Below are 26,009 nucleotides of genomic sequence, written 5' to 3' on the forward strand. Positions count from 1 at the left end.
TTTTTAGAAGACGGGGGAAATTTCATGAAAATCGCCATGATTGCGACGGAAAAACTGCCAGTGCCGCCCATCCGGGGAGGGGCGACACAAATTTATCTCGATGCGACAGCGGCGATCATGGCGCGAAAACACGACGTCACTGTGTTGTCGATTCGCGACCGTGATCTGCCGGACGTGGAGAAAAACAAAAATGGGGTATCCTATCGACGTTTCTCCCAAGAAACATATATACAAGAAGTGGCCAACCATTTGCGCACGGAAACGTATGACGTCATTCACGTATGCAATCGGCCGCGCTGGATTCGCCACATCCGTGAAGCTTCACCAGACAGTGCTCTTGTGTTAAGCATCCATAATGAAATGTTCCGCGACGATAAAATTTCCTATGCCGAAGGAGTCGATTGTATCAACGCAGTCAAACAAATTGTAACTGTGAGTGACTATATCAAGATGACCATTTGCGATCGCTTTCCACAGGCGATTGGAAAAGTAGCGACCGTTTATTCAGGGGTCGATGTCGAGACGTTCCAACCGAAATGGACAGCGCAAGGGGAGAAAATCTATGCGGCTATCCGCCGTGAGCTCGGGCTCGAGGGAAGAAAAGTTGTGCTGTTTGTCGGGCGATTAAGCAAAGTGAAAGGCGCCCATTTGCTTCTTGAGGCGTTGCCGTCAATCATCAAAAAGCACCCAGAAGCGGTGATCGTGTTTGTCGGCTCGAAATGGTTTGGCGACAACGAGGTGAACAGCTACGTCCGTTACTTGTATACCCTTGGGGCGATGTACGAAAACAATGCGATGTTCATTCAATTTGTCAAGCCGGAGCAAATTCCACAGCTGTACACGATGGCTGATTTGTTCGTTTGCCCGTCCCAGTGGCAAGAGCCATTGGCACGCGTTCATTATGAGGCGATGGCGGCCGGGCTGCCGATCATTACGAGCAATCGCGGGGGAAACCCCGAGGTGATTGAGAACGGCAAAAATGGTTATATCGTCAAAGATTTCAGCAACCCTGAAGCGTACGCAGCACTCATTAATAAGCTGTTTGACGAACCATCATCTTCCATCCAAATGGGCAAATACGGGCGGCAGAAGGTCGAACGGGAATTCAACTGGGAAGTGGTAGCCGCAAAGTTGTTGCGCGCTTACGGGGAAGAAAGGGGGTAAAGCGGTTGCAGTCACAATGGATTGCTGACAAAGTACTCGAACTGTATCCGTACGAAGTTGAGCAGATTGAGCTTCAGGTGATGCGGCCGAAGGAAACGGTCTGGACGGTTGCTACAGATGAGGGAGAGAAAGTGTTGCGGCAACGGGCGACGCTGCCGGAGCGGATGCTGTTTTATGCCGAGGCGCATTGGCATTTGCAGCAGCGGCAGTTTCCGATTGCCCCGTTATGCCGGACGAAAAACGGCGGTCTATGCGTCGCAGGAGGGGAGCAGGCATACGCGCTATACGATGCCGTCAGTGGCAAGGAAGTGGGCTATTACAATGTCGAACAGCTTGAAAATGCGTTCGAATTTCTTGGTTTGTTCCACGCCGCCTCGCAACAGTTTTCTCCAAGCTCGAAGGCGAAAAAACGAAACCGGCTTGGAAAGTGGCCAAAGGCGTATACTTGGAAATTGCAAGAGCTGTCTGGCTACAAGAAAATGGCAGCCGCATTTGCCGATGATCCGTTTTCTGTCCTGTTTTTTGAAGCCGCTGACGCAATGATCGCCGCAGCTGAAGAGGCGACCAAGCAACTAGAGAGCGACGCCTACGCTGAATGGACAGCCGGACCGAACCGGTGGACAGGATTTATCCATAAAGATATTTCCTTGTCACACCTTATCGAAACGGAGGAGACGATGATGATGAGTTATCTTCCCGCAGTCGTCATCGACTTGCCGGTGCGCGACATTCAAGTGCTGCTCCATAAAATCATGAAAAAGATGGCGGTGTGGGATGAAGAACTGGCTGCACGGCTTCTGCAAGCGTACCATCGCGTCCATCCGCTTACCGACGATCAATACAGGCTGCTCGAAGCGGAGCTGTTGTTTCCACACTTGTTTGCTTCTGTCGCCCGCAAGTATTATTTAAAGGCGAAAGACAATTGGTCAGATGAAAAATATATGTGGGAGATACAGACGGCTATTACGGTTGAGCGGTCAAAACAAGACGCGCTCCACCGCACGCCGCTGCCATCGCTTTTGTAAAGGAGGTGCATGAGGTTGGACCACATTCCGAAACTCGATTTGCAGCCGTTTCGTTTTTCCCCGCCTGGGCCGATGGGATGGGGATGGATAGAAGATGATGAGTTTTTCGATCAGCTATTGCTTGGATTAGAGGAAGAAGGGGAAGACGAGGAAGAAGAGGAAACAGACGTTGACTTGCCGCCTGTCCTTGTTGAGTTGGGCACGGAAGGGGAAGGACAAGAAGCTGTTATCCCGCTGCCACTAAGGCAACTGGAGAAGAGCAAAAAAGAAAAGCGAACCGTTAAGCGGAAAAAAGAAAGCCGTCGGGAAACACGGCTGAAAAAGACGGTTCAAAACGAAGAGCTGGTGTCAGTGAAACAAGCAGCAGACGATACCCTTCAAAAACAGAGCCAGCAGGAGAAATGGAAGACGAACGAGGTTCAAAGCGAAATACTGGAGCTAGTGAAGCAATCGGTAGCAGACAGTGGACAAAAACAGCGTCAGCTAGCAGAGCAAGAGAGCAAAAAGGCTTTGCAACAGGCAGTTCAGCGGCAGGTGGCCGTTCCATTTGTTCTTTCTTCCACCTATGCCAACCGTCCAAAAGCAGCCGGGACAAACAAAAGAAGCAATATGTTTGCGATTGGATAAGACAAAAGGATGCTGCCTCATAGGGCGGGCATCCTTTGTTTTTGTCTGTTCTGTATACCCAGAAGGCATTGCTGCTAGAGGGAAGAAGTTTGGCTCTTATGGCTGGCGAGCGCTTCCGCATAAACAGCCTCAAGACGGCTGGCGACATGTTTGAACTGAAAATGTGTTTCCACAAGTTTTCGTGCTGTTTTGGCCATGCGTTCGGCATGTTCTTTTTGTTCAAGCATGTAGCTGATGGCCTCGGCAAAGGCTTGCTTGTTCGTGTAATCATCAATGACGATGCCCGTTTGTCCGTGTCGGACGATTTCGGCGTTGCCACCGCGGTTGGTCGTCACGACTGGAATGCCAGCGGCCATCGCTTCGTAATGGACGCGGGCGAGCGGCTCGTGCCATTGGGAGCTGCATACAAATACATCGGCCATTAACAGCAGTTTTGGAATATGAAAGTGCGGAATGTAATTCGTGAAGATGACGTGGTCACCTAACGGCGCAGCGAGTTGATGCAACCAATCAATATATTCGTTTCGGCTGTTGTCGCTAAACCACTTCCCACCAGTGATGACAAGCACTGCCTCGGGATGGCGTGTCAGCAGGGACGGCAAGGAGTGAATCAGGACATGTGGGCCTTTTGTTTTGCTAAGACGACCGATAAATAAAATGACTTTTTTGTCGACGAGTCCATGTTCCTCACGCAAAGATTGGCGGATGCGCGCCCCTTCTTCCGTCCAAACCGGAACGTATTGATCTAAGTCCACTCCGGAATAAATCACGTTAATTTTTTGAGGATCAACCGGATAGCGGCCTGTCACTGTCCGTTTAATATATTCGCTAACGGCGGTAAGCCGCGTACAAGCCATCAGTGCCCGTTCAGCTTCCGTCGGCGTGATTTTCAGCGGCGAAAACATGTCGTTATGGAGACTCAGCACAAAGGCGCTGTGCGGTGCTGCGGTTTGGTAACTAGCGAGAGGCGCAGGGCGATTGAACACGTGGACGACGTCGAAACGGTTTGCAGCTAGCGCGCGCGCTACATCGGCTTCGTATGTCATCTTCGGAAAACGGATATAGTGGATGTTTTCGACCGTCTCTTCAGATGGCAAGAGCGGATCGGCTACAGAAAAAATGGTTAGTTTGTGGGAGCGGGCAATGAACGGTGCGATTCCGTCAATCATGACTTGAATCGCACCGCCCTTTATTGCTGGTGAAGGCAGTTTTTCCGTGCAAACGTAGGCGATGTTCATGGCTGCTCACCCTTGTATAACGAACGGATGTATTCGATTTCTTTTTGCAATCCATCTATGAGCGTGATAGTCGGTTCGTATGCGAGCAGCTGTTCTGCTTTTGTCAAGTCGGCCCATGTCTGTTTCGGCTCCCCGCGGGCGGCGGACGTATAGTGGATCGTCGCCTTTCTTCCGGTCAACACTTCAAGCAAGTGAATCACATCATTCACGGATGCACGTTCTTTCCCGCCGATGTTGATCGTTTCCCCGATTACATGATCTCGTTCGAGCGCGGCTGCCGTCCCGTCGATGCAATCGGAAATATAGGTGAAATCGCGCGATTGCGTTCCGTCGCCGAATACGGTGAGCGGCTGACCAGCGAGCAGTTGGCGAATAAAGCGGTGGAACGACATATCGGGGCGTTGGCGTGGCCCGTAAACGGTAAAATAGCGCAAAATGACAACTGGTACGGCAAACTCGCGGAAATAGACGCGGCATAAATGCTCGCCTGTGAGCTTTGTAATGCCGTATGGAGAGAGCGGAACTGGTTCGAGCGTTTCCGACAGCGGACCACTCCGTTCACCGTAAACGGACGAGGTTGAAGCATAGATGAACCGTTTGAGGGGCAAGTCTTTGCACGCTTCCAACAGCCGTTGTGTAACGGAAATGTTGTGCACTGCATAGTCGGCAAAGTCCGTTCCCCAGCTTGTTCGCACGCCGGGCATACCGGCTAAATGGTATACGGCTTCCACATCTTTTAACAATGCTGGCAAGTCGGCTGTCAGCAAATCCGTCTCAACCAACGTAAACCGCGGATGGGATTGCAAATGGGCGATGTTTTTCATCTTCAGCGGCGCCGGTGTTGGCCCGATAAAGCCGTCGACGCCGATGACTTGGTGTTGATCGTTTTCGAGCAGTTTTTCACATAAATGAGAGCCGATAAATCCGGCCGCTCCAGTGACGAGAATGTTCATGGACGTCCCACCCCCACGTAGCGCAAGCCGCTTTGTTCGACAGCGCGGCGATCTAAGCAATTTCGTCCGTCAAAGACGAGTGTCCCGTTCATTGCCGCTTTCACTTCTGACCAGTCAAGTGTGCGAAATTCGTCCCAGTCGGTGGCGATGATCAGGGCATCTGCGTCTTGGATCGCTTCGTGCACCGATTGTACTTGTATGACATTGGCAAGCGGTGCCGTTAGCGTCGCCTTCGGGTCGTAGGCAGCGACCGTGCAGCCCGATCCACTTAACTGACGGATGAGCGCTTCGGCGGGGGAAAAGCGGGTATCGTCTGTGTTCGGCTTAAAGGCGATGCCAAGCACGGCTATTTTTTTACCGTTCAACGGAGCAAGCTCTTTATTCAGTTTGTTGAGACAAACGTCAATTTGAGTGGCGTTGACAGATTGGACTGCCTGTAGCAAGCGGGGCTCGACATCACGCGAGCGCGCCGCATGTTCGAGTGCTTTCACATCTTTGGGGAAGCAGGAGCCTCCATAGCCGAGACCAGCTTGCAAAAAATGCGGTCCTATGCGCGGGTCGAAGCCAATCCCGCGGGCGACGTCGTTGATATCGACGGCAAATGCGTCGCAAATGCGCGCCATTTCGTTGATAAAGGATATTTTGGTTGCTAAAAAGGCGTTGGCGGCATATTTGATCAGTTCCGCCCCGGTGAGGCTTGTCGTGACGTAAGGAGCGTTGATGCCGGCATACATGGTCTGCACGACAGCAAGCGACCGATCGTCATCCGGCTCGAGGCCGACAACGATTTTGTCCGGATGAAACATATCGTAAACAGCCGACCCTTCGCGCAAAAACTCCGGATTGGATACGATGCGGAATAAATGTGGGGCTACTCCTTTTCGGATGAGTTCAGCGCGCATCCATTCATTCGTCCCCGGAGGGACAGTGCTTTTTGTGACGATCGTTTTGTACGATTCGATCGTGGCGGCTAAACGGTCGAGCACCGCTTCGATATAGCGTAAGTCGGCGCTGCCGTCCGGCCGCGGCGGAGTGCCGACGCAAATGACAATGACGGCCGCCCGTTTAATATAATCCCAGCGGCCGCTAAATGTTAAATAGTTACAATTTTTAGTGATTAACTCTTCTAACCCCGGCTCATAAAACGGAACTTCTCCGTTGTTGAGCAGGTGAATTTTCCGTTCATCATGGTCGATGCAATGCACCTCATGCCCAAGTTCAGCGAGGACGGCTGCAGTGGTCAGTCCGACGTAGCCAGCGCCGATGATGCAGATATTCATGCTAATAGGCCTCCTTCACGAAATCTTCTTTTATAGCGTATTAACGGACAAGTTTTGTTTGCTATGGCAAGCGCCTAAAACGCCGGAAATAAAGCAGCCTATTTTGGGAAGACAATCTCCCATGTCATTCGGAAACGAATACGACAAGGATATAGAGGACAAGGAGGGGGAGTGGTGGTCAAAAAGGTGATCATCCCCGCGGTCGGTTATGGGACAAGAGGCTTGCCGGAGCCATAAGTCCATGCAATAGTAATAGCGGTTTTTTCGATGAACATAATATTGCTTTGTTTTAGTTTAGAAAATTTAGGGGCATGAAATCCTGTCTCGTATCGTTTGGAATGAAGCAAGAGGGGAAAATCGGTTTGCTCCTCATTTAGCTGCTTGAGCACGTACCGCTGGCCTGTTTTTCTTTTTTGTATAAGCCATATCTTTTCGTTCTTCCGTTCGCCGATGACGTCAGTTTCGATTTCCAACAGGCTGTAATTGTTGAAAACATCAAATAACAGGCGAGATCGTCAGTTCCTCTTAGCGCAATGGTCGATTAGTAACAGTTTATGTAAGAGAAAAAGAAATGGTGTAGACAAGCGCACTAGTCAGCGAGAAGACGGCACTGCCTAAAATGAAGCGCCGGCTGCGCTGTTTGGACGCCAGCCGGCGATGTTGTTTTCTCTCGTTATTCCACCTCGTCATCCAAATTCGTTGATGAGGATGACTGCATGGAAGCAGGGAGATCGATTGCAGTGATCGTGGTTGCATCGAGGGTAAGCGTGTGCCCTCCATCTTCGTAAAAACGGTCAACCAACAGCGAAACGGTGTTTGTCTGCGGCTCGAAACCGAGAAAAAGCGCATTGTAATACGTCTCATTCGCAGTGTGCACGTTCACTTCAGTGTCGGGCAGGAGCGCAGTTAACTGTTCGTAAAGAGCGCCAGGCAGTTGGGGCAGTTGGGGGCGAACCGGCTGCTGGGTTGGTCGTCGGGTCGGTCGCCGCTCGAAAAATACATGATACATTGTGTCGCCTCCTTTCTTGTGTTAAAAACCTATACTTCATCATATGATTGGCGTAGGAGAGCGTTTGGGTAAACGTCCGTACGAAGACGAATTCGCCCGCCGCTACATGAAAGAGAAGGGGAAAAGAGACTTCCTTTTGCGGTCATGGGGAGTGGAGAGGGGGAGGAATGTGGATAGTCCGTTTTCGTTTGTTCTTCTTTGTTTGGCTAGCTTCCGCCTGACGAGGCTCATCGTGTATGATACGATCACCAACTGGCTGCGTCAGCCTTTCCATGAATGGGTGGAAGAGGAGCTTCCGGATGGAAGAAAGGAAGTATTTCTCGTTTTGAAGGGAAACGGGGTGCGCCGCTGGTTCGGCGAATTGTTGAGCTGCTACTGGTGCACTGGGATATGGTGTGCAGCGTTTTGTTACGCTGGTATTACGCTGTGGCCGGGCGTTTTTCAACCGCTCATCGTGTTGCTTGCCATTGCCGGCGGGGCAGCGATCATTGAGACGGTTGTCGGCAAATGGCTCTCATAGAGAGACATTGCCGACTTAGGCCGCGATCGGCCAATGAGGATTGACCATTGATGCGACCGATTGTCAATAGCTGTTTGACGAGAAGGGGACACCGTTCACCTCAGGAATGAGAAAACCGGCCTAAGAGCAGGCCGGCTAAGAAAAGAAGACGCGCCGCCGAGCGATGTGAAGCGAAGGAAAGAACCGTTTACCATTGGATGGCGATATGGTTGGCTGCGGGTACGCCTTTTGGCAATTCAGAGCAATACACAAAACCATCGACTGTCAACGATCGAGCGCTGCCGGACGGGCGGACGGCGATCTCAAATTGGGAAAAACGCCGTTCTTCTCCGGGTTCGAGCGGAGAACCATGGAGCGGGGCGATCCAATATTCGCCGTTTTGCCGCACTTTCTCTCGCCAGTTTTCTTGGATGAACGTCCAGCTTTCCCCGCTGTTTCCGGCAAGCAGTTCCTGTTCCGCACGGGAGCTTTGGGGCAGCACAATTTTTCCGCTCAGTACTGCTATTTTCGGCGGCGAGAGACGGAGGCAAACAATGAGATGGTGAAGTGGTGTTGTCCCGCTGTTGCGAATGATGAAATCACCGATCACGGTCATTTCTTCTTCGTCAAGATGTGGCGGAATGACAATAGAATAGTGAAACAGCGCCGAGACCGAGGCAACCGGTTCAGCCATTGTTTGTTGCCATTCAGAGCGCTGATGTTCTGTCTCTTCCAAAGCGATTTCGTACATCAACAGCTGGCGTTCCAAGGCGGCGATTTTCTTCTTATACGTTTCAACATTGGTCGTTTCTGCTTCACGGAACTTTTCTTTCCAGTAGGCGCTACGCATTTTTTCCTTGGCCAGCTCGGCTTCAAGTTGCTGCAACTGTTCCTTGCATGAGGCGGCTTCCGAGCGGTAGTGGATGATTTGCTGCTGCAGACGGAGGTGTTGGTCATCGTTCGTGTTTTTCACTTGCTTTCCACCCCTTCCATTTTTATCTTATGTACGCACGGCCGGCAAATGCCATATAAAAAAGGCTGTTGTTGGGAACAACAGCCTGAACGGTGCAGGACGTTACATTGCCGGGAATACGTCTGGGCATTGCGGCGGGAATTTCTTCGTCGGGCAAAGCGTGACGCCTTCAGCAAGTTCTTCCCGCGGCTGGCAGAAACGGGCTTCGACTTCGATTTTGACATCAGCTTCCATTTGGACTTCGAGGCACAAGGTGATGGAAACGTCGAGCTGGTTAAAGTTGTCTGTGCAAACTAGGCTCGTGTCGCATTCGAAGAAAGAAATATGGCAGTTGAGTTGCGTGCCTTCTGGAGCGCATAAAATGAATGTTTGCGCTGTCGCAAACGGAATCGGCGCCGATTCGCAAATGACCGTGCCGGTCGGGCTGACGATTTGCACGACGACGTGTCCTTTGACGAGCGCTTTGACTTTTTGCAACGTGACAGTCTCACCAGAAGGAAGAGTGACGTTTACAGGCTGCCGGCCGTTTGATTGCGTAATTTCCTGGCAAATCAAGGCGTCGTGATCAACGGTTGGGTCGATCGGATTTCCTTCAGCATCGGATAAGAAGCACCGGATCGTAAAAGATTGCGGGTCTGCCGATTGCGATGCCAAGAATTCGCAAATCGTTCCCTGCCGAGGGCAATTGGCCGATGGAAAAATTGTTTCCAAATCGTCGCCGCTGAAGCTTCGTAACGGTACATCAACTTGGCGCGTCACCCAGTCGTAAATTTTACGGGTTCTGATGCATACTTTTTCTTTATCGCGACGGTGATAATGGCCCATTTTCTTCGTTCCTCCTATCGTTCATTTGTTCCCCAACTCCTGATGGTTTGGGACTACTGTATACTATGAACGATATGGGTAAATGTGTTGGGACAGATGCGGATTTTTTGCTGACGCACACTAGAGAACGAAATGAAGGGGAGATGACGAATGAAAGAGAAACAAAGGGCAATAAATACAGAGAAAAAAGGAATGGATGAACGGCTGGTTGAACAGATCGCCGAACTGGAGCGTCGATTGAAAGAGGTGGAAGCAGAAAATATTGTCTTGCGGGAATTGGCCTACCAAAGTGAGCAGCGTTACGAACAAATCAAACAGCTCATGAAAGAAAACAACGAGCTGCGCCGTCAACTGCAACAACTGCCACAGTCGGAAGAGACGAGCGATGTCTACGAGGAAGAGCAGCCGGACAGTTGGTTTTTCCATACACTAAGGCACGAAAACGCGATCGTCCCCATCCAGAGCGAGACAAAGAAAAATGAAAAATGAGAAGCACCCTTGACTTATAGGGCCATACAATAACAGTAGTTATACATTTTTTTCTATACGGGGGGATGAAGCCATGAGGAAACCAACTTCTCCGAAACGGAAGGCAGTGGTACTTTCCTCGGCAACCCAGCCTGTGCGTCGTCCACGGGGCTGCGGCTGCGGCCGGCCGATCGCAAAGAAATAGCAAACGGCCGTGAGAGACGCCTATACCCTGCTTCCCTTCATTGCATAGTCTAACAGTGCAACTAGGCGAAAGGAAGGGGGGATGGGCATGTCGGATCGAAAAAAAGCAAAAGTCATCCAGGTTGATAAGTTGATCATTCACGCCGATGATGTGGTGATTGTGCCACGTCGACGCATTCGTGATCCATGGTTGTTCCCGCATCGTGTTGATGATGAAATCGAAGCCATCGAAGATGTGCGGGATGAAAAAGGGCGCGATGAAGAGAAACATGGTCGGGACGAAGGGGAACGGAGACCGTTCTCATGGATTTAGTGATGAGATAAATGGGGGATATGAACGGTGGAGCGTTTTAAAAATTACGGTCTTTGGATTGCGATCGGGTCGTTTGCTGTGCTGATGCTTGAGACGTTTGGCATTGATATCGACCTTGGTAAATACGAGCAGCTGTATCAAGCACTGTTAAGCATTTTAGTGATGGCCGGCATTTTAAACAATCCATCGCTCGGCCGCGGCTATTCTGACAAAATCGACAAAAAGTCATAAACGGTAGGGGGCGCCTGCAGTCAACGGCGCCCTTTTTGTGTCCGAAAAGGTGGAACGTGAGGCGGAATGTTTTACAGCAAATTACAATTATAATTTGACACCGAAAACCCACTATAAACATTGTCAACCCCAACTTCTATACATGGTAAGGAGGACATAAATCATGACGGTTGCTACACAAGTAAAACAAACATTAGCTGGATTAAAAGCCGCCCAAGCGAGCTTCGAGACGTTCGCGTTGCAAACGGAAAACCAAAATGCAAAACAGCTTTACCAGCAAGCTGCTCAGCAAACGCAAGCGGTCATCGATTTAGTTAACACGCGCGTGCAAGAAATTCAAAACGAAGAGCCACAATATAAACAACAGTAACTTTTTGTCGGGGCAGATGTTGTGGTTCGGGCGGAAAGGTTGGCAGTACGCCAACCTTTCCCCAAATTGACGGAAATACATAAAAAGAATGGGTTGATGGCGATGAAACAATGGTGGTTGGTCGTGATGGCCGCTCTCATGGTAGCCAGCGGCTGTGCGAAAGAGGAAACAGAACAAAAACAATCGTTGCAAGGGACGAATTTGATGCGGTCTCAAACATCCGGGACAGCAAAAGGAACTAAGCTTGACCAAGGGCCGGCCGAGCGGGCCGCCGACTATTTACGTAGACGTGAGGATATCCGGGATGTCGTGGTGGTCAACAGCGGAGACCGGCTGCTTGTCGCATACCAAATTCCCCATATGCAGCGATGGAACCGAAAGAAGATTGAAAAAGACGTTGAAGGTCGATTGCGCGATATGTTTCCCGGTTACAAGGTGATTTCCTCGAGTGATTTGAAAATCTTTTGGAAAACGCAGCAATTAAAAACAAAGATGGACAACAAGCGCTTGGATCAACGAGAGGTCAACCGGGAAATCGGACGCATTGAAAAGCTGAGCAAAGAGCAGACATAAGAGGTGTCATTATGGCGAATGAAAAGAGGAAAAACTTAACTCCAGTTCAACAAGAGTATCACTTATTTGAAAAGGAACGGGAAACAAAGCGCCCGATCGTCCGCAACTGTGCCCGTGCTTTTCTCGTTGGCGGGATCATTTGTACGATCGGACAGGCGATCTCTTATTTTTATATGTATTTCTTTGACTTCACTGAGCAGACGGCAGGGAACCCGACCGTAGCGACAATGGTTTTTTTGTCAATGATTTTAACCGGGCTTGGCGTTTATGACCGGATCGCTCAATTCGCGGGAGCGGGGAGTGCTGTGCCCGTAACGGGGTTTGGCAACGCCGTTATTTCCGCGGCGATTGAACATCGAACAGAAGGATTTGTGCTCGGCGTCGGTTCTAACATGTTCAAACTCGCCGGTTCGGTCATTTTGTTCGGCACGTTTGCCGCGTTTGTCATCGCCCTCATCAAAACGATTGCCATACAATGGGGGGGATTGTAATGCTGAAAGGGCATCGCACATGGGTATTTGCGAACAAGCCAGTCATTGTTGCGACTGCTGTAGTTGGTGGACCGTTTGAAGCAAACGGCCGTCTCGCTGACGATTTCGACTTTCTTCATGAAGATTTATGGCTTGGCGAGGACTCGTATGAAAAAGCGCACCGCGTCTTGTTCGAGGAAGCGGCATTTCAAGCGATGGAAAAAGCCGGTTTGGAGAAGGAAAAGGTGCAATTTCTCATCGCTGGCGACTTAATTAACCAAATGACGCCGACAAGTTTTGCCGCTCGGACGCTCGGTGCACCATATCTCGGCGTTTTCGGCGCTTGTTCCACGTCAATGGAAGGGCTGGCGCTCAGCGCTTTTATTACAAATTATGGTGGGGCAGATTATATATTGACCGGGGCATCAAGCCACAACACCGCCGTCGAAAAACAGTTCCGCTATCCGACGGAATACGGCGGACAAAAACCACCGACGGCGCAGTGGACTGTCACTGGCGCGGGGGTGGCCATCGTCAGTCCAAAAGGGGATGGACCGCGTGTAACGGCGGCGACGATCGGCCGTGTCGTCGATATGGGAATGACGGATCCGTTTAATATGGGCGGTGCGATGGCACCAGCAGCGGTCGATACGATTGAGGCACATTTGCGCGATATGCAAATTGACGCATCCCACTATGACTTGATTGTCACTGGCGACTTAGGGAGAATTGGGCGTCAAGTTTCTCTTGATTTGCTGCGTCAGCACGGCATCGATATCGATGAGGAACGCTATCAAGATTGTGGGCTGCTCATTTACCGCGACGGGCAGCCGGTGCTGTCCGGGGCAAGTGGGGCAGCTTGTTCCGCTGTCGTCATTTACGGCCACTTGCTCAAGCGGATGCGACGCGGCGAGCTGAAGCGCATTTTAGCTGTAGCGACAGGGGCGTTATTGTCGCCATTGTCGTTCCAACAAAATGAAACGATTCCTTGCATCGCCCATGCGGTAGCGATTGAGTATGGAGGTGAGGCGTAGCGTGTTGACCATGTTTTTTTGGGCGTTTGTCGTCGGTGGGTTGATTTGCGTTATTGGCCAAATTTTGATGGATGTTTTTAAATTAACCCCCGCTCATACATTAACGATTCTTGTTGTCACCGGGGCGATTTTAGACGGACTTGGTTTGTACGAACCGCTTATCGATTTCGCCGGTGCCGGGGCAACGATTCCGATCACGAGCTTTGGAAACTCGCTCGTCCACGGGGCGATGCAAGAAGCAGAAAAGCATGGAATTGTTGGCGTGTTGACTGGCATGTTTGAAGTGACAAGTGTCGGCATCTCTGCCGCCATCGTCTTCGGATTTATCGGGGCGCTTTTGTTCCGCCCGAAAGGATAGGAGGAGCGTTCATGACGGTTGCTTCGCAAGTGAAACAAACGTTAGCGAGCTTAAAAGGCATTCATGCCGGACTGCAGCAATTGGCGCTCACATCGCAGGATGAAACAGCGCAACGCACGTTTCATGAGGCGATGCTCACCACCGAGGAGATCATCGCCGAGCTGAAAAAACGGATCAGCCGACTTGAGTTCGAGGAGCCGCAATATCATGGAAAGTAAGGAGCATGATCCATGCCTGTATGGTTAGAAGTCGCCATTCGTTCCTTTTGTATTTTGATCGGACTGTTTATCATTACTCGCATTCTTGGCAAAAAGCCGTTGGCAAAGCTGTCATTTTTCGAATATATTGTCGGCATTACCGTCGGGGATATTGCCGGAACAATGTCTGTCGATTTGGGAATTTCTCTTCAGGAAGGAATTACAAGTATTTTAATTTGGTCGCTCATTCCGGTGTTGGCCGCCCGCATTTCGTTGCGCAACAAAAAGTTCCGCGATTTTGTCGAGGGCAACTCGACGGTTTTGATCAAAAACGGCAAAATTTTAGAGGAAAACTTAAAGCGGGAGAAATACACAGCTGACGAGTTGCTTGAGCAGTTGCGTAAAAAAGATGTGTTCCGTGTCGCCGATGTTGAGTTTGCAATACTGGAGCCGAACGGTGATTTGAACGTCTTGTTGAAGCGGGAAAAGCAGCCGCTTACGGTTGGTGATGTATTTCCGAACCCGCCGCAGGAAAAAGAGCCACAAACCGTCATTATGGATGGAGTGATTTTGGACGAGCCACTCTCTACGTTGGGACTTGGCCGTGGTTGGCTGAAGGAGCAACTTGATAAGCAAGGAGTAGCAGTCGAAAATGTCTTCCTCGCTCAAGTCGATTCATATGGACAGTTAACGATTGATTTGTACGATGACAAAATCCAAGTGGCCGAACCGCAGGAGAAAAAGTTGTTGTTGGCTGCAATGAAAAAAGTACAAGCTGATTTTGAGTTATATGCGTTGCAAACCGATTCGAAAGAGGCAAAAGCGCTGTACGAAACAAATGCGGTGAAAATGACGGAGCTCATCCAAAAAGTCGAGCCACTGTTGCGAAATTAATATTGAGGAGGATCAGATCATGGAGAATAAACGGACAAAAACAACGGATGAGGAAATTCAAATTCAGCTTAAAGCAGATGGCCGCCCTGAACGAGCGCGAACGACCGACGAAGAAATTTCGATTCAATTTATGTTCGATGGTGGCAGGCTGACCCACCAACCGAAAGATTACGAAGAGATCGAATATTAAGTGTTTTGTGATCGAGAAAGGTGTCCCAAATGTACGGGACACCTTTCTCATTGCTGCGTATACGCCAAAACAATGGCCCGAAAATGGTTGCAGCGCCTTGTTTTTCATGATGCAGGAAAGGGCGATCAAGCGGGCAATGATTGCAAAAAGGCGCGCACCTCTTCGGGGGTTTTTGCGTTGGCGCTATGCAGATGGGCGATTTTTTCCCCGTTTTGGAACACAAGCAAGCTCGGGATGCCGAGCACTTGATATTTCTCGCCAAGCTCCGGGAATTGGTCGCGGTTAATCTCAAACCAATCATATTGATCGTAATCACGAATGATGTCATCGATGAACATGTTCAAGCGTACACAATCAGGGCACCAAGTGGTGTAAAATTTGATGACAGCTGGTTTGCTGCCAGAAATAGCCGCTGTGAACTGATCGTTCGTTTCAATGGCTTTCATGCGTGTTCCCTCCATTTCATGTTGTCATCCTTTACTTTACCATATGGTGCGGTAAAAAAGAACAGGAACGCCTTCACATTCGGCCCCCCGTCTTGCATACAACAGAAAGAAAGGGGGGAAAGGTGTGAGCAAAGAGCTGGAAAAGGCGCTGGAAGCATGGGTGGCATCAAGGAAAGAAGGACACGAACAATTCATCCGTCTGTTTGAACAGTGGGGGAACGATTTCAATAAACAGCTGCAAGAAATCGAAAAACTAAACAATGGGTTTTTACAAAGCGTACAAGGCAACCTAAATTACATTGAACAATGGTTTGCGAAAAAGGAAAAGGAGTTTGCTATGCTGTTCCGCTTATTTGGATGACAAAATGGCGCGTGCGCCCATACGCTACCTCGAGCCGATGAATACAATACAGTAAACGAAGAAGGAGGTGCACGAGGATGGGCTTCTGCGGCTATGGAGGCTACGGTTATGGTGGCTACGGCTATGGCGGCTATGGCTATGGCGGTGGCTTTGTGTTGATTGTCGTCTTGTTCATCTTGTTGATCATTGTCGGCGCTGCATTTGTCGGCTAATGGAAAAAACGAATCCGATACGGGTCGTTTCGGTGCTGCGGAGCGGCTCGTATTTTTCTTTCCTCATTTGATGCACCTTCTTGTAGAGGCATCATACGATATACAGGGAGAAGGAGGCGGGAAGATGGATCAGCAATTTTTTAAAAACATTGAAAAGAAAACAGGCGTGAATATGAAAGATATTTTTGAGCTTGCCAACTCGCTGCAAAACGCCAATTTCAGCGATGAAAAAACAGTGCGCCAAGTAGTGAAGCGGGTCGCTCAAATCGCCAATCGGAGAGTGCCGAAAGAACTTGAAGACCAAATCGTCAAAACGATCGTCCATAGCGGCAAACAAATTGACTTTAATACGATCGCCAATATGCTGAACAATAAAAAATAAGCAAAAGGGAGCTGTGCAGATGCAAGCTCCCTTATTATTCAAGCGATTTCACCATTGTGACGTGCGGAATACCGGCGTCCATAAACACGTCGGATATCACCTCATAGCCGAGTTTTTTGTAAAACGGTTCGGCGTGAGTTTGGGCGTTCAGCTTCACTTTTTTCGCCCCTTTTGTTTTCGCGAGCTGTTCAATGGCCGCCATCACCATTTGTCCAACGCCGCAGCCGCGGTAGGACGGCAAAACGCAAATGCGCTCAATTTTGCCAACCCCTTCGTCGATGAAGCGCAGTCGGCCGGCCGCGACCGGTTTTTCGCCATCATATAAAACAAGATGGGACGATTCTTGCTCGAACGCATCGATTTCGTCCTCTTCCGGCACGTCTTGTTCCTCGATAAACACGAGCCGGCGGACGTGCAAAGCGTCCTCGTACAAGGAGCGATCTTTTGTTGTTCCAATGGCGATGTTCATTATACCGTTTCCTTTCCTCCAACGACAAATGTGTCATACACGGTCCACGATCCGTTTTCGAGCTGGTAAAGGAGATGGAAGCGGTCGATCGTCTCTTCAAAATGTACGTGTTGCAGCTTCACTTGGCTGTAGACATCGGCGTATTCCGCCCCCGGTAAATCACGGCCGATCGTAATGTGCGGCACGAATGCAAATTCTGGCTTGCCGGCGAACAGGCCGCTGTGCAGCTGTTCATGGAGGTGCTTAAGCACGTCGTTTGGCTCCACTTTCAAATAAATGATGTTGCTCGTCGGGTAAAACGAGCTGAATTTTGTCACTTTGATGGGGATTGGAGGAGTTTCCGCTGCGATACGGTGCAATTCTTTCGTCATCTCTTTCAATTGCCCCTCATTCGCTTCAAACGGATATTTTAACGTGATGTGCGGCGGAATAAGAGCGTAATGGCTGTCATACCGTTTTCGGTAAGAGTTGGCAAAATCTTGAATACATTTTGATGGAAATAATACAATGCCGTACTTCATCCCGATTTCCCTCCTTAGATGGTTGTTTTTCTATGTGTTTACAGCGACAAAATAGCGGATACAGCTCTCGGTAAGTCAGGCTGCCAATACGTCCACGCATGACCGCCGGCAAACTCATGGTACGTATAGGCGAATTGTTTTTCCATAAACAAGTCTCGCGCCACCCGATTTGGTGTAATAAAGTCGCGCACATGGCCGTCCGTTGTTTTCACGGCTGTTTCTTCCGTGCCGACGGAATGGTAAATCGAAAGAAGTGACGGATCACGGAACGCGCGGATACGCGCCAGCACTGAGTCATCGATATAAGGGGACTGCATGGCGATGTTTCCAAATGTATGCGGATACAACAATCCAGCTAGCAACGAGATCGTTCCACCGAGCGAATCGCCGATCAGCGCCCGGCCTTTGCCCATTTGATAGGTCGGTAGCTCATGGTCCAAAAACGGAACGAGTTCATGAGCTAAAAAACGAATGTACGCTTCGTGTTTTTGCCCCGCTGGGTGATATTTCTCGTAGCGGTCGTTCACATTCCGATATGGGATGCCGACGACGATCGTCCGGTCGATCGTTCCTTCCTCCATGAGCGTTTCGATGACGCGTTTCACTTTTCCATACATAAAATAATCTTTGCCGTCTTGAGCGATTAGTAAAGAATATTTGTGAAGCGGAGAAAAATTGCTTGGCAAATAAACAAGTAGTTCGATTTTCTCTTGAAGTTCTCCGCTGTAAAGCGCATAATCACGCATTATTCCTGCTGCGATTGCCATGACCATCCTCCATGAAAACGGTAAGTTCACCTGTTATTGTAACATATTTGGGCGAAAAGATGTTAATGAAGGGCTCGAATTTTTCATCAATTTGCCGAACATTGCCAATGTCAAAAAAATGACTTGCAAAAACGGCCGGAATGCGTTACATTTTTTTATAAATTAACAAAATTGAATATACGTCCTATTCTTATCAAGAGAAGCGGAGGGAACTGGCCCTGTGAAGCTTCAGCAACCAGCCGGAAATCGGCCAGGTGCTAAATCCAGCGAATTGAGTATTCAATTCGGCAGATAAGAAGAAGCGTGACCATGGATATGGAAAAGTCTTCTTCTTAGAAGACTTTTTTTATTTTCCTTTTTTTGGGTGGTTGATCCGCTGACTTGTGAGTCGATCCAAAAACGAAGTGCTTGGCTGCCGAGACAAGCAGCGGTACGCTTCAGACACCCTATCCGTCGGAAGGGAATTTTTCGGCAGAAGGAGAGAGATGAGATGAAGAAACTGGAGACATTGTTGGCGCAAATTGGCAATCGGAGCGAAACGGTGACGGGGACGGTCAACCCGCCGGTTTATTTTTCCACCGCCTACCGCCATGCCGGCATTGGAGAGTCCACCGGGTTTGACTACATCCGCACCGGCAATCCGACGCGCAAAATCGTCGAAGAGGCGATCGCGAGGCTTGAAGGTGGTGACCAAGGCTATGCGTTCAGTTCCGGCATGGCCGCCATTCAGACAGTGCTCGCCTTGTTTGAGAGCGGAGACGAGTTTCTCGTATCGGCCGACCTTTACGGCGGCACGTACCGACTGTTTGAGCGCGGCTGGCGTAAATACGGCCTCGGATTTCATTACGTTGATTTTGCTGATTTGGATGCCGTGGAAGAAAAAATCACGGAACGGACGAAAGCAATCTTTTTGGAAACTCCAACAAACCCGCTTATGCATGAGACCGATATCCGCGCCGTCTCAGAGCTCGCTAGGCGGTATGGGCTTTTACTGATCGTTGACAACACGTTTTATACGCCAGTGCTTCAACGCCCGATCGAACAAGGGGCTGATATTGTCATCCATAGCGCCACGAAATATTTAGGCGGCCATAACGACGTCTTAGCTGGTCTAGTTGTTGCTAAGGGCGAAGAGCTCTGTCAGCGCTTGGCGGAGTACCATAACGCCATCGGCGCCGTTTTGTCGCCGTTTGATTCATGGCTGTTGATTCGCGGGATGAAAACGTTGGCGCTGCGGATGCGCCAGCATGAAGAAAACGCCAAGCGCATCTGCTCCTTTTTGCGTGAACACGAAGAGGTCACTGATGTGCTATACCCGGGAAGAGGGGGAATGTTGTCGTTCCGGATTGCCGATGAAAAATGGGTGAACGGTTTTTTGCGATGTTTGCGTCTCATTACGTTCGCGGAAAGCCTAGGCGGGGTCGAAAGCTTTATCACGTATCCGGCGACGCAGACGCACGCTGATATTCCGGAAGAAATCCGCATCCAAAACGGTGTTTGCAACCGTCTGCTCCGTTTCTCGGTCGGTATCGAGCATGCCGACGATTTGATCGCTGATTTAGCGCAGGCATTGAAAAACATGAAAGAGGTGTGAGCGATGGAACGGGAATGGTCGTTTTCGACGAAATTGCTCCATAACAAATGGAAAGTCGATCGACATACAGGGGCGGTGAGCGTGCCGATCCAGCATGCATCCACGTTCCATCAGTTCGATTTCGACTCATTCGGTAAATACGACTACAGCCGCTCCGGCAATCCGACGCGCGAGGCGCTTGAAGAAACGATTGCCGCATTGGAAGGCGGTGTGCGCGGGTTTGCATTTGCTTCTGGCATGGCTGCCATTTCCACAGCATTTTTGCTCCTGTCAAAGGGCGACCATGTGCTCGTGACGGAAGACGTCTATGGCGGCACATACCGGATGATTACCGAGGTGCTTAATCGCTTTGGTATCGAATATACGTTCGTTGACATGACGGACCTTGAAGCAGTGGCGGAAAACATCCGGCCGAACACAAAGGTCATTTATATGGAAACGCCGTCCAATCCGCTCTTAAAAGTGACCGACATTCGCGGTGTCGTCAAGCTGGCGAAAGCGCATGGCTGTTTAACTTTTCTGGACAATACGTTCATGACCCCAGCGTTGCAGCGGCCGTTGGATCTCGGCGTCGATGTTGTGCTTCATAGTGCGACGAAGTTTTTAGCCGGCCATAGCGACGTCGTTGCCGGGTTGGCGGTCGTAAAAGACGAGGAGCTCGGTAAACAGCTGTACAAATTGCAAAACGCCTTTGGCGCCGTCCTTGGCGTCCAAGATGCTTGGCTTGTGCTGCGCGGTGTAAAAACACTCCATGTCCGGCTGAAACAGTCGTCTGAATCAGCGGCCGCCCTTGCTGCCTATTTGACGCGCCATCCCAAAGTAGAGGAAGTGTACTATCCAGGATTGTCCCACCACCCGGGCCATGCGATCCAGCGCAATCAAGCGGCTGGGTTCGGCGCTGTGCTGTCGTTCCGCCTAGCAGATGAAGAAGCGGCCCGGACGTTCGTCCGAAACGTTCGCTTACCGGTGTTCGCCGTCAGTCTTGGCGCTGTTGAATCGATTTTATCGTATCCAGCGAAAATGTCACATGCCGCCATGCCGAAAGACGAGCGGCTGCGACGCGGCATTACCGACGGACTGTTGCGGTTGAGCGTCGGGCTTGAGGATCTCAACGATTTGATCGCCGATTTTGAGCAGGCGCTATCATTTGTCAACGAGCGCTCGTCGATTCCGGCGCGATGAAAGAAAGTAAAAAAATGGCTATGCTGTAACAGCATAGCCGTTTTTCATTGTTTGATAAGGTATGTGAGGTTTCGGCGGATGCATACCTTATACTCTTTGTTGTTACAGCTCGCGAACAAAGTTAATGGCCGAAAGTTGAATCAAGACCGTTCGTGTTTCCTGCTCATATTCACCTGCTTCGGCTTGCAGTTGAATAATTCCATTCCCAACAGCAGTCAATTTTCCTTCAAACAAGTTGTTATCGGTTGCGACTTGGAGCGTCTCGCCGATCAAGCGGCGGAGCTGCAGTATCAATAGGAGCGAAAAGTTCATCGTTTCCTCCCTCCTTTCAGTCTAATAGGGCGACGGCTTGAATGTTGGTAAACGGAAGGTAGACGAAACGGCCGAGCGCATCTTCAAGCACAACATAATCGATTCGGACTGCCCTGACGGTGCCGGTCACGAGCCCGAAATTGACCGTAATTTCTACCGTTTCACCGATCAAGTCGTTAAGTTCATCGCGAATATCGCCTATTAACGATGTACCGGTATGCAGCGCGTCACAAATCTTCTGCAACAACTCCCTTTCATCTGCTAAAAGAGCACGCTGTTCTTGTCCCTCACCACGCATTCTTTTCAAAATTTGTTCCACATCACCTTTGCGCTCTTGTAACAAAGAATGGATCTGTTCCAATGTCGAATCGTCCAAATCTAGTTTTTCAAGCCATGTACGGATTTTTTTCATCTCTTTTGACGCATGGTGTAAATGTTTAGAGCTCAATGTGTTTTCCTCCTTCCTGTGATTTCGATACGTTAACTACGTATATGCACCGTGCTCTTATTCGACACGGGTACGTATCCACGGAAAAAAGAACGATTTTTTTTAGTGGCAGGTATGGGGGAAAGGTCGAATTTTGTTAGGAAAGATGGTAGAGGGGAAAGTAATATTATCCTATTTTTTTACAAATCAACGATCGCCTCTCACCGCTAAGAAGAAAACTGGATATATAGTATAAGAAGAAAACTGGATAGTAGAAGAGGGGATTGATGATGGAATCAAAGCGAAAAAGCGATTTTATTAGCGTCGTCATTCCATGCTATAATGCTTCCCGTTACATTCAAGATTGTCTTGACGGGCTTGCTAGGCAAACATACCAACAGTTTGAGGTCATTATTGTCGATGATGGTTCCACGGATCAAAGCGAAGAAACGGTAAAACAATGGATGGAACAACATTCGCCATTTTTTTCGATCATGTATATTAAGCTACCCCGCAACATTGGCTTTGCCGGGGCGGTAACGGTCGGCTATTTTTCAAGCATCGGAGAGTACATTGCTGTTCATGATGCCGACGATATTTCCCACCCTGAGCGGTTGGAAAAACAGCTTTCCTTTTTGCGCGAGCACCCAAACATCGCCTTAGTCGGCACCAAATACGCTTTCTTTCCCGACGGCCATTTTGAGCGCCAAACCCCCGCTAACTGGCTGGCGTACGGAAGCGACAACATCCGCCGTGTATACGCCCAAGGCAAACATTGCGTTTGCCACGGAACGATTATGTTCCGCGGTGAAGTATTCGACCGGCTCGGCGGGCCGACAAGACGCATTCGAGGTGCGGAAGACTATGAGTTTATCGTCAAGTTTTTAAACGCGAAGCTCGAAATCGATAACTTGCCTGATATCCTTTATTATTACCGCAGCCATCCGAAGCAACGCTCGCGTCAATTTTACGGGAAAAGAGGTTGAGGATGATGCGTGTATTGATGGTGCTAGACGGCCTTGATTTCGGAGGAACAGAAACACACGCCTTAAGTTTGGCAAAAGAAATGGCAGCCCGCGGTATTCACATCGCTGTCGCCGCCCGAAATGGGGCGCTCGCTTCCCGCTTCGAGGCAGTTGGCTGTCCGCTTTACTTCATTGATTTTCCAACGGTGATCAACATTGACGAGCAGCGAAAAGAACAGATCATTGAGCAGCTTGAGGCGGTGATAAAGAAGGAAAACATCTCGATCGTTCACACCCATCAAACCCCATCCGGCATCCTCACTGCCCTTGCAGCGAACCGTTGCGGCGTCCCGGTTGTCTTTACCGCTCATGGCACATACTATCCACTTTCCGAATTGGAAACGATGCTCCGCTTAGCGTCAGCTGCTATCGCTGTCAGCCCACCTGTCGAGCGCCATATCCGCCCGATGATCGCGAAGCGGTTTCTCATTCCGAACGGCATTGACACGAACGAGTTCGCACCGCTTGGCCGTCAGGGACGGCAGGCGCTCGGCATCCCAGACGATGCCCTTGTCATCGTCTACAGTAGCCGGCTCGCCTGGGCAAAAGCGCGCATTTGCTTTATGGTGTTAAAAGCGTGCAAAGATCTCAAACCGCTGTTTCCGAACTTGTACGTCGTTGTTGTCGGAGACGGTCCGCGCTTTTCCGACGCCGAGAACCTTACCCGTCTCATCCACCAAACGTGTCGCGCGACGTTTATTCATCTTGTTGGTGAACAAGGGGACATGGCGCCATACTATTCGCTTGCCGATCTTGTCGTCGGCACTGGGAGAGTCGCCTTAGAAGCAATGGCATGCGGCAAACCGGTGCTTGCCGCCGGCAACCACGGCTACTTCGGCCTCGTCGAACCAAACTCCTATAAGGACGCATGGGAATGCTACTTCGGCGATCATGGCTCACGTCAAGATTGCAGCCGCTACATCCTTTCCCAAGACATGAAACACCTTCTTCGATCCCCCTTATATCTCGAACAGCTCGGCCAGGCCGGGCGGGAGTGGGTCATGCGCCAGTTCAATATTCAAACGTGTGTGGATCAAGTGCTTAACGTCTATGAATCATTGCTGAAAGGGGAAGCGAAACAATGAAAAAAGTGCTGTATATCGGTTGGCTTGGATTTCAAAACATCGGTGATGAACTGTTATGGAACGTCTTCGCCGCCTCGGCTCGCCAGTACGCCCCAGGCGTTCAGATCGTTCCGTCAACGCCTAAGGTCAATTGGAAAGACACGAGCCCTTATGACGCCATCGTCCTCGGCGGCGGTTCGCTCTTGCTTCCGGGCTATATGGCCGTTTTGCGTCAAGCGCACGAAGCAGGAAAACCAATCTGGATATGGGGAACCGGCATCGACTGGATCGGCCCGATGGAAACGGACGCCTTGCGCGCGGGTGCCAAGCCAGCACTCAACCATCATTTTTCCGCCAAAGACGCCGAACTCTTTCGCACGGTCCTTGCCTCGGCCGCCTTCGCGGGCATCCGTGGCCCGCTCAGCAAAGCGGCCTTGGACACGTTAGACGCCTGTCCTCCAAACGTCCGTGTCATCGGCGATCCCGGACTGCTTCTATCACCCGCTATGCCCGCTGAGCAGCCAAAGACAGAAAAAATAATCGGCATTAACTGGGGGACGACGTATAACCGCTTGTTCGGGCAAAACGAAGCGCTCGTCGAAGACGCACTCGTCCGCGCCGCCAAAACGTGGATTGACGCTGGTTACCGGATTTACTTGTACATCGTCTGGCCGAGCGATCGCTCCGCCTGCGAGCGGCTGTACAAGAAAATCAATTGCCCGGAGCGCGTCACCTTCGACCGCACGTTATACAACGAACAACAGCTCATCGAGCGGCTCCGCCCATTGACGGCCACCGTCAACTTTAAGCTCCATGCCAACTTGTTGTCCCTTGCTGCCCACGTTCCGGCCGTCATGCTCGGCTACCGGTTCAAAGTCTTCGATTTCGCCGCCTCGCTCGGCTTCGAACAGTATGTCATTTCCACCGCTAGCCCGCAGCTTGACACGGAATTGGTCAAAACAGTGGCCCTCGCCGAAGAACAGCGCAGCCGCATCATTGAGCAATACGAAGCCGCCCGCCGCCAATACACTCCGCTCTTGCTCGAACCGTTCCAACACGGATTATTTGTTTAGGGGAAGGCGCCTTCCCCTTTTCATTACCTTTTTTCATCATGAACATCGATTTTTTTAAAAAAAGTTGTTGACAACCTGTATGCTCGTCTATATAATTAAAAATGTGTTCGATAGCGAACAACAAAATATGATTCCGTAGCTCAGCTGGGAGAGCGCCACCTTGACAGGGTGGAGGTCGCTGGTTCGAGCCCAGTCGGAATCATCAAGCACCTCGAACTCGCTTGGGTTCGAGGTGTTGTTGTATGATATAAACGATGATGGAATGTAAAAGATTGAATAAGTGAATGGGTATAGAAACGATATGGGGTAGGAAAGGCGCACGATGAAGTGCGCCTTTTTATTTTGCTTCTTAATACTGTGGTTTTACAATTAAACCAGATTGTAAATAGTGATGTTGAAGAGGATGGTTACAAATGCTTGATTTACCTGATAAAATCAAGAGTCTAATTCATGAAGAGGAGTATTCTATTGACGATGTAGGAATGTCCGATTCTACAGTCGTTCTGTTTAAGGATAAAGTGCTTAAAATCCAAACAATAAGTGAAGAAGCAGAAAATGAATATCATGTTATGGAATGGTTGCAGGGCAAACTACCAGTCCCTAAGGTTTTGGGATATGAAAGAGATGAAAAGAAGGCCTATCTCTTAATGACAAAAGTACCTGGGGAAATGGCTTGCGCAGATAAATATTTGAAAGATCCGGAGCAATTAACGACTATGCTGGCAGAAGGATTGCAAATGTTATGGAATGTCGATATCAATCACTGTCCATGCATTTGGAATCTGGAGAAAAAATTGCAGATGGCGAAATATAGAGTGGAAAATAACCTTGTGGATGTAGATGATGCGGAGCCAGGTACATTTGGTGAAAATGGATTCAAAAATCCAAATCATCTTCTTGAATGGCTTAATAATCATAAGCCAGAGGAAGATCTTGTCCTATCCCATGGAGACTTTTGTCTTCCCAATATATTTTTAGCAAATGGAAAAGTTTCCGGATACATTGATTTAGGAAGGGCAGGGATCGCAGATAAATGGCAGGATATCGCTTTGTGTTATCGCAGCTTGCTACATAATCTTAATGGGAAGTATACTGGAAAGCAATATCAGAGATTTTATGCAGATATGCTGTTTGAGAAGTTAGGATTAGAACCCGATTGGGACAAGATTCGGTATTACATTCTTTTGGATGAACTTTTTTAATTTTTATTAATTCCTTTAAACGGAAAAAACTTGAAATATCGCATATTTTTGGTTCATCACCAAAAGATGTACTTGAT

36 protein-coding genes, 1 tRNA gene and 1 riboswitch are annotated in these 26,009 nt (G+C 49.6%); of the genes, 25 read left to right on the top strand and 12 right to left on the bottom strand.

Going from position 1 to position 26,009, the window contains the following annotated elements; translation table 11 throughout:
* The first annotated feature begins 24 nt into the window (after nt 1-24).
* The 3 genes from DSM465_RS0113190 to DSM465_RS0113200 are packed head-to-tail and all read left to right on the top strand — an operon-like array spanning nt 25 to nt 2,816.
* Nucleotides 25-1,164, top strand: a complete 1,140-nt coding sequence (locus DSM465_RS0113190; protein WP_008878951.1) for a glycosyltransferase family 4 protein — start codon at nt 25-27, stop codon at nt 1,162-1,164.
* A gap of 5 nt (nt 1,165-1,169) precedes the next feature.
* Nucleotides 1,170-2,189 (top strand): CotS family spore coat protein, encoded by a 1,020-nt coding sequence (locus tag DSM465_RS0113195; RefSeq protein ID WP_029761539.1) that lies wholly within the window; start codon nt 1,170-1,172, stop codon nt 2,187-2,189.
* A 9-nt stretch (nt 2,190-2,198) separates the two neighbouring features.
* Nucleotides 2,199-2,816 carry a hypothetical protein gene (locus tag DSM465_RS0113200; RefSeq protein ID WP_008878949.1) on the top strand — a complete coding sequence of 206 codons (618 nt, stop codon included), beginning with the start codon at nt 2,199-2,201 and terminating at the stop codon, nt 2,814-2,816.
* A 74-nt stretch (nt 2,817-2,890) separates the two neighbouring features.
* Here the strand turns inward: DSM465_RS0113200 and DSM465_RS0113205 are convergent, their stop codons facing one another.
* The 4 genes from DSM465_RS0113205 to DSM465_RS0113225 all read right to left on the bottom strand — a co-directional run bounded on the left by DSM465_RS0113205 (nt 2,891) and on the right by DSM465_RS0113225 (nt 7,296).
* A complete protein-coding gene (locus DSM465_RS0113205; RefSeq protein WP_011886954.1) occupies nt 2,891-4,054 on the bottom strand; it encodes a glycosyltransferase family 4 protein in 1,164 nt (387 codons plus the stop codon).
* Nucleotides 4,051-5,007 (bottom strand): NAD-dependent epimerase/dehydratase family protein, encoded by a 957-nt coding sequence (locus DSM465_RS0113210; RefSeq protein WP_008878947.1) that lies wholly within the window; start codon nt 5,005-5,007, stop codon nt 4,051-4,053. Before DSM465_RS0113210 ends, DSM465_RS0113205 begins: the two co-directional genes overlap by 4 nt.
* Nucleotides 5,004-6,287, bottom strand: a complete 1,284-nt coding sequence (locus DSM465_RS0113215; RefSeq protein ID WP_029761540.1) for a UDP-glucose dehydrogenase family protein — start codon at nt 6,285-6,287, stop codon at nt 5,004-5,006. Before DSM465_RS0113215 ends, DSM465_RS0113210 begins: the two co-directional genes overlap by 4 nt.
* 673 nt (nt 6,288-6,960) lie before the next feature.
* On the bottom strand, nt 6,961-7,296 hold the full coding sequence (locus DSM465_RS0113225) for a hypothetical protein (RefSeq protein WP_008878945.1): 336 nt from the start codon (nt 7,294-7,296) through the stop codon (nt 6,961-6,963).
* Nucleotides 7,297-7,465: 169 nt separating this feature from the next.
* On the opposite strand from DSM465_RS0113225, the gene DSM465_RS0113230 reads away from it, so the two are divergent.
* Complete coding sequence (locus DSM465_RS0113230; RefSeq protein WP_029761542.1) at nt 7,466-7,816, top strand: DUF1360 domain-containing protein; 351 nt, start codon at nt 7,466-7,468, stop codon at nt 7,814-7,816.
* Between the two features lie 187 nt (nt 7,817-8,003).
* Here the strand turns inward: DSM465_RS0113230 and DSM465_RS0113235 are convergent, their stop codons facing one another.
* Nucleotides 8,004-8,768 carry a hypothetical protein gene (locus tag DSM465_RS0113235; protein ID WP_008878943.1) on the bottom strand — a complete coding sequence of 255 codons (765 nt, stop codon included), beginning with the start codon at nt 8,766-8,768 and terminating at the stop codon, nt 8,004-8,006.
* 102 nt (nt 8,769-8,870) lie between these two features.
* Nucleotides 8,871-9,593, bottom strand: a complete 723-nt coding sequence (locus DSM465_RS0113240) for a BMQ_0737 family morphogenetic spore coat protein (RefSeq protein WP_008878942.1) — start codon at nt 9,591-9,593, stop codon at nt 8,871-8,873.
* A 150-nt stretch (nt 9,594-9,743) separates the two neighbouring features.
* Here DSM465_RS0113240 and DSM465_RS0113245 point away from each other — a divergent pair, with 150 nt between their 5' ends.
* The 11 genes from DSM465_RS0113245 (at nt 9,744) to DSM465_RS19625 (ending at nt 14,895) form a co-directional block, all read left to right on the top strand.
* On the top strand, nt 9,744-10,082 hold the full coding sequence (locus tag DSM465_RS0113245; RefSeq protein WP_008878941.1) for a spore coat protein: 339 nt from the start codon (nt 9,744-9,746) through the stop codon (nt 10,080-10,082).
* Nucleotides 10,083-10,353: 271 nt separating this feature from the next.
* On the top strand, nt 10,354-10,578 hold the full coding sequence (locus DSM465_RS0113250; RefSeq protein ID WP_008878940.1) for a hypothetical protein: 225 nt from the start codon (nt 10,354-10,356) through the stop codon (nt 10,576-10,578).
* A 27-nt stretch (nt 10,579-10,605) separates the two neighbouring features.
* The gene (locus tag DSM465_RS0113255) at nt 10,606-10,809 is read left to right on the top strand and encodes a hypothetical protein (RefSeq protein ID WP_008878939.1); all 204 of its coding nucleotides are present in this window, start codon (nt 10,606-10,608) and stop codon (nt 10,807-10,809) included.
* Nucleotides 10,810-10,972: 163 nt separating this feature from the next.
* Nucleotides 10,973-11,179: a DUF1657 domain-containing protein gene (locus DSM465_RS0113260; protein ID WP_008878938.1), complete on the top strand. Its 207-nt coding sequence runs from the start codon at nt 10,973-10,975 to the stop codon at nt 11,177-11,179.
* 96 nt (nt 11,180-11,275) lie between these two features.
* Complete coding sequence (locus DSM465_RS0113265) at nt 11,276-11,752, top strand: YhcN/YlaJ family sporulation lipoprotein (protein WP_029761543.1); 477 nt, start codon at nt 11,276-11,278, stop codon at nt 11,750-11,752.
* Between the two features lie 11 nt (nt 11,753-11,763).
* On the top strand, nt 11,764-12,243 hold the full coding sequence (gene spoVAC / locus DSM465_RS0113270) for a stage V sporulation protein AC (protein ID WP_008878936.1): 480 nt from the start codon (nt 11,764-11,766) through the stop codon (nt 12,241-12,243).
* Complete coding sequence (spoVAD, locus tag DSM465_RS0113275; protein ID WP_008878935.1) at nt 12,243-13,256, top strand: stage V sporulation protein AD; 1,014 nt, start codon at nt 12,243-12,245, stop codon at nt 13,254-13,256. The genes spoVAC and spoVAD overlap by 1 nt, the downstream gene beginning before the upstream one ends.
* Before the next feature lies 1 nt (nt 13,257).
* Nucleotides 13,258-13,614: a stage V sporulation protein AE gene (spoVAE, locus tag DSM465_RS0113280; RefSeq protein WP_029761544.1), complete on the top strand. Its 357-nt coding sequence runs from the start codon at nt 13,258-13,260 to the stop codon at nt 13,612-13,614.
* 11 nt (nt 13,615-13,625) lie between these two features.
* Complete coding sequence (locus DSM465_RS0113285) at nt 13,626-13,832, top strand: DUF1657 domain-containing protein (protein ID WP_008878933.1); 207 nt, start codon at nt 13,626-13,628, stop codon at nt 13,830-13,832.
* Nucleotides 13,833-13,844: 12 nt separating this feature from the next.
* Entirely contained in the window at nt 13,845-14,705 is an 861-nt protein-coding gene (locus DSM465_RS0113290) for a DUF421 domain-containing protein (RefSeq protein WP_008878932.1), read from the top strand.
* Nucleotides 14,706-14,724: 19 nt separating this feature from the next.
* A complete protein-coding gene (locus DSM465_RS19625) occupies nt 14,725-14,895 on the top strand; it encodes a hypothetical protein (protein ID WP_008878931.1) in 171 nt (56 codons plus the stop codon).
* A 125-nt stretch (nt 14,896-15,020) separates the two neighbouring features.
* On the opposite strand, the gene DSM465_RS0113300 is transcribed toward DSM465_RS19625, so the two are convergent.
* Nucleotides 15,021-15,341 (bottom strand): thioredoxin family protein, encoded by a 321-nt coding sequence (locus tag DSM465_RS0113300; protein ID WP_008878930.1) that lies wholly within the window; start codon nt 15,339-15,341, stop codon nt 15,021-15,023.
* A 124-nt stretch (nt 15,342-15,465) separates the two neighbouring features.
* Here DSM465_RS0113300 and DSM465_RS0113310 point away from each other — a divergent pair, with 124 nt between their 5' ends.
* The 3 genes from DSM465_RS0113310 to DSM465_RS0113320 all read left to right on the top strand — a co-directional run bounded on the left by DSM465_RS0113310 (nt 15,466) and on the right by DSM465_RS0113320 (nt 16,296).
* Nucleotides 15,466-15,702 (top strand): hypothetical protein, encoded by a 237-nt coding sequence (locus DSM465_RS0113310; protein ID WP_008878929.1) that lies wholly within the window; start codon nt 15,466-15,468, stop codon nt 15,700-15,702.
* A 77-nt stretch (nt 15,703-15,779) separates the two neighbouring features.
* Nucleotides 15,780-15,914, top strand: coding sequence for a YjcZ family sporulation protein (locus DSM465_RS19020; RefSeq protein ID WP_008878928.1), 135 nt, complete (start codon nt 15,780-15,782; stop codon nt 15,912-15,914).
* 124 nt (nt 15,915-16,038) lie between these two features.
* Nucleotides 16,039-16,296, top strand: coding sequence for a stage VI sporulation protein F (locus DSM465_RS0113320; protein ID WP_008878927.1), 258 nt, complete (start codon nt 16,039-16,041; stop codon nt 16,294-16,296).
* Nucleotides 16,297-16,330: 34 nt separating this feature from the next.
* Here DSM465_RS0113320 and DSM465_RS0113325 read toward each other — a convergent pair whose 3' ends face one another.
* Genes DSM465_RS0113325 through DSM465_RS0113335 form a run of 3 tightly spaced genes read right to left on the bottom strand, consistent with a single transcriptional unit; the run spans nt 16,331 to nt 18,053 of the window.
* A complete protein-coding gene (locus tag DSM465_RS0113325; protein WP_029761545.1) occupies nt 16,331-16,765 on the bottom strand; it encodes a GNAT family N-acetyltransferase in 435 nt (144 codons plus the stop codon).
* Nucleotides 16,765-17,286 (bottom strand): YjcG family protein, encoded by a 522-nt coding sequence (locus DSM465_RS0113330; RefSeq protein ID WP_029761546.1) that lies wholly within the window; start codon nt 17,284-17,286, stop codon nt 16,765-16,767. The genes DSM465_RS0113325 and DSM465_RS0113330 overlap by 1 nt, the downstream gene beginning before the upstream one ends.
* Before the next feature lie 38 nt (nt 17,287-17,324).
* The gene (locus tag DSM465_RS0113335; protein WP_008878924.1) at nt 17,325-18,053 is read right to left on the bottom strand and encodes an alpha/beta hydrolase; all 729 of its coding nucleotides are present in this window, start codon (nt 18,051-18,053) and stop codon (nt 17,325-17,327) included.
* A 187-nt stretch (nt 18,054-18,240) separates the two neighbouring features.
* A riboswitch (SAM riboswitch) is annotated at nt 18,241-18,351 on the top strand.
* 192 nt (nt 18,352-18,543) lie between these two features.
* On the opposite strand from DSM465_RS0113335, the gene DSM465_RS0113340 reads away from it, so the two are divergent.
* Together DSM465_RS0113340 and metC are read left to right on the top strand one after the other, a co-directional pair.
* The gene (locus DSM465_RS0113340) at nt 18,544-19,647 is read left to right on the top strand and encodes a methionine biosynthesis PLP-dependent protein (RefSeq protein WP_008878923.1); all 1,104 of its coding nucleotides are present in this window, start codon (nt 18,544-18,546) and stop codon (nt 19,645-19,647) included.
* Nucleotides 19,648-19,650: 3 nt separating this feature from the next.
* Nucleotides 19,651-20,829, top strand: coding sequence for a cystathionine beta-lyase (gene metC / locus DSM465_RS0113345; protein WP_008878922.1), 1,179 nt, complete (start codon nt 19,651-19,653; stop codon nt 20,827-20,829).
* 102 nt (nt 20,830-20,931) lie between these two features.
* Here metC and DSM465_RS0113350 read toward each other — a convergent pair whose 3' ends face one another.
* Together DSM465_RS0113350 and DSM465_RS0113355 are read right to left on the bottom strand one after the other, a co-directional pair.
* Nucleotides 20,932-21,141 carry a hypothetical protein gene (locus DSM465_RS0113350; RefSeq protein WP_008878921.1) on the bottom strand — a complete coding sequence of 70 codons (210 nt, stop codon included), beginning with the start codon at nt 21,139-21,141 and terminating at the stop codon, nt 20,932-20,934.
* 16 nt (nt 21,142-21,157) lie between these two features.
* Entirely contained in the window at nt 21,158-21,589 is a 432-nt protein-coding gene (locus tag DSM465_RS0113355; RefSeq protein ID WP_008878920.1) for a hypothetical protein, read from the bottom strand.
* Between the two features lie 266 nt (nt 21,590-21,855).
* Between DSM465_RS0113355 and DSM465_RS0113360 the strand changes: the two genes are divergently transcribed.
* The 5 genes from DSM465_RS0113360 to DSM465_RS0113380 all read left to right on the top strand — a co-directional run bounded on the left by DSM465_RS0113360 (nt 21,856) and on the right by DSM465_RS0113380 (nt 25,932).
* Nucleotides 21,856-22,554 carry a glycosyltransferase family 2 protein gene (locus tag DSM465_RS0113360; RefSeq protein WP_008878919.1) on the top strand — a complete coding sequence of 233 codons (699 nt, stop codon included), beginning with the start codon at nt 21,856-21,858 and terminating at the stop codon, nt 22,552-22,554.
* Nucleotides 22,555-22,556: 2 nt separating this feature from the next.
* Nucleotides 22,557-23,678, top strand: coding sequence for a glycosyltransferase family 4 protein (locus tag DSM465_RS0113365; RefSeq protein ID WP_011886967.1), 1,122 nt, complete (start codon nt 22,557-22,559; stop codon nt 23,676-23,678).
* Nucleotides 23,675-24,730: a polysaccharide pyruvyl transferase family protein gene (locus DSM465_RS0113370; RefSeq protein ID WP_029761548.1), complete on the top strand. Its 1,056-nt coding sequence runs from the start codon at nt 23,675-23,677 to the stop codon at nt 24,728-24,730. The genes DSM465_RS0113365 and DSM465_RS0113370 overlap by 4 nt, the downstream gene beginning before the upstream one ends.
* 129 nt (nt 24,731-24,859) lie before the next feature.
* A tRNA-Val gene (locus DSM465_RS0113375) sits at nt 24,860-24,932 on the top strand.
* Nucleotides 24,933-25,143: 211 nt separating this feature from the next.
* Nucleotides 25,144-25,932 carry an APH(3') family aminoglycoside O-phosphotransferase gene (locus DSM465_RS0113380; RefSeq protein WP_051358536.1) on the top strand — a complete coding sequence of 263 codons (789 nt, stop codon included), beginning with the start codon at nt 25,144-25,146 and terminating at the stop codon, nt 25,930-25,932.
* The last annotated feature ends 77 nt before the right edge of the window (nt 25,933-26,009 follow it).

This window comes from Geobacillus thermodenitrificans subsp. thermodenitrificans DSM 465, assembly GCF_000496575.1.
In the GTDB taxonomy this organism is placed as follows: Bacteria; Bacillota; Bacilli; order Bacillales; family Anoxybacillaceae; genus Geobacillus; species Geobacillus thermodenitrificans.

Coding starts and splice junctions, on each gene's coding strand:
- DSM465_RS0113190 (WP_008878951.1), top strand. CDS start 25: ATGAAAATCGCCATGATTGCGACGGAAAAACTGCCAGTGCCGCCCATC.
- DSM465_RS0113200 (WP_008878949.1), top strand. CDS start 2,199: ATGAGGTTGGACCACATTCCGAAACTCGATTTGCAGCCGTTTCGTTTT.
- DSM465_RS0113205 (WP_011886954.1), bottom strand. CDS start 4,054: ATGAACATCGCCTACGTTTGCACGGAAAAACTGCCTTCACCAGCAATA.
- DSM465_RS0113210 (WP_008878947.1), bottom strand. CDS start 5,007: ATGAACATTCTCGTCACTGGAGCGGCCGGATTTATCGGCTCTCATTTA.
- DSM465_RS0113215 (WP_029761540.1), bottom strand. CDS start 6,287: ATGAATATCTGCATCATCGGCGCTGGCTACGTCGGACTGACCACTGCA.
- DSM465_RS0113225 (WP_008878945.1), bottom strand. CDS start 7,296: ATGTATCATGTATTTTTCGAGCGGCGACCGACCCGACGACCAACCCAG.
- DSM465_RS0113240 (WP_008878942.1), bottom strand. CDS start 9,593: ATGGGCCATTATCACCGTCGCGATAAAGAAAAAGTATGCATCAGAACC.
- DSM465_RS0113245 (WP_008878941.1), top strand. CDS start 9,744: ATGAAAGAGAAACAAAGGGCAATAAATACAGAGAAAAAAGGAATGGAT.
- DSM465_RS0113250 (WP_008878940.1), top strand. CDS start 10,354: ATGTCGGATCGAAAAAAAGCAAAAGTCATCCAGGTTGATAAGTTGATC.
- DSM465_RS0113260 (WP_008878938.1), top strand. CDS start 10,973: ATGACGGTTGCTACACAAGTAAAACAAACATTAGCTGGATTAAAAGCC.
- DSM465_RS0113265 (WP_029761543.1), top strand. CDS start 11,276: ATGGCGATGAAACAATGGTGGTTGGTCGTGATGGCCGCTCTCATGGTA.
- spoVAC (WP_008878936.1), top strand. CDS start 11,764: ATGGCGAATGAAAAGAGGAAAAACTTAACTCCAGTTCAACAAGAGTAT.
- spoVAD (WP_008878935.1), top strand. CDS start 12,243: ATGCTGAAAGGGCATCGCACATGGGTATTTGCGAACAAGCCAGTCATT.
- DSM465_RS0113285 (WP_008878933.1), top strand. CDS start 13,626: ATGACGGTTGCTTCGCAAGTGAAACAAACGTTAGCGAGCTTAAAAGGC.
- DSM465_RS0113290 (WP_008878932.1), top strand. CDS start 13,845: ATGCCTGTATGGTTAGAAGTCGCCATTCGTTCCTTTTGTATTTTGATC.
- DSM465_RS19625 (WP_008878931.1), top strand. CDS start 14,725: ATGGAGAATAAACGGACAAAAACAACGGATGAGGAAATTCAAATTCAG.
- DSM465_RS0113300 (WP_008878930.1), bottom strand. CDS start 15,341: ATGAAAGCCATTGAAACGAACGATCAGTTCACAGCGGCTATTTCTGGC.
- DSM465_RS19020 (WP_008878928.1), top strand. CDS start 15,780: ATGGGCTTCTGCGGCTATGGAGGCTACGGTTATGGTGGCTACGGCTAT.
- DSM465_RS0113320 (WP_008878927.1), top strand. CDS start 16,039: ATGGATCAGCAATTTTTTAAAAACATTGAAAAGAAAACAGGCGTGAAT.
- DSM465_RS0113325 (WP_029761545.1), bottom strand. CDS start 16,765: ATGAACATCGCCATTGGAACAACAAAAGATCGCTCCTTGTACGAGGAC.
- DSM465_RS0113330 (WP_029761546.1), bottom strand. CDS start 17,286: ATGAAGTACGGCATTGTATTATTTCCATCAAAATGTATTCAAGATTTT.
- DSM465_RS0113335 (WP_008878924.1), bottom strand. CDS start 18,053: ATGGCAATCGCAGCAGGAATAATGCGTGATTATGCGCTTTACAGCGGA.
- DSM465_RS0113340 (WP_008878923.1), top strand. CDS start 18,544: ATGAAGAAACTGGAGACATTGTTGGCGCAAATTGGCAATCGGAGCGAA.
- metC (WP_008878922.1), top strand. CDS start 19,651: ATGGAACGGGAATGGTCGTTTTCGACGAAATTGCTCCATAACAAATGG.
- DSM465_RS0113350 (WP_008878921.1), bottom strand. CDS start 21,141: ATGAACTTTTCGCTCCTATTGATACTGCAGCTCCGCCGCTTGATCGGC.
- DSM465_RS0113360 (WP_008878919.1), top strand. CDS start 21,856: ATGATGGAATCAAAGCGAAAAAGCGATTTTATTAGCGTCGTCATTCCA.
- DSM465_RS0113365 (WP_011886967.1), top strand. CDS start 22,557: ATGATGCGTGTATTGATGGTGCTAGACGGCCTTGATTTCGGAGGAACA.
- DSM465_RS0113370 (WP_029761548.1), top strand. CDS start 23,675: ATGAAAAAAGTGCTGTATATCGGTTGGCTTGGATTTCAAAACATCGGT.
- DSM465_RS0113380 (WP_051358536.1), top strand. CDS start 25,144: ATGCTTGATTTACCTGATAAAATCAAGAGTCTAATTCATGAAGAGGAG.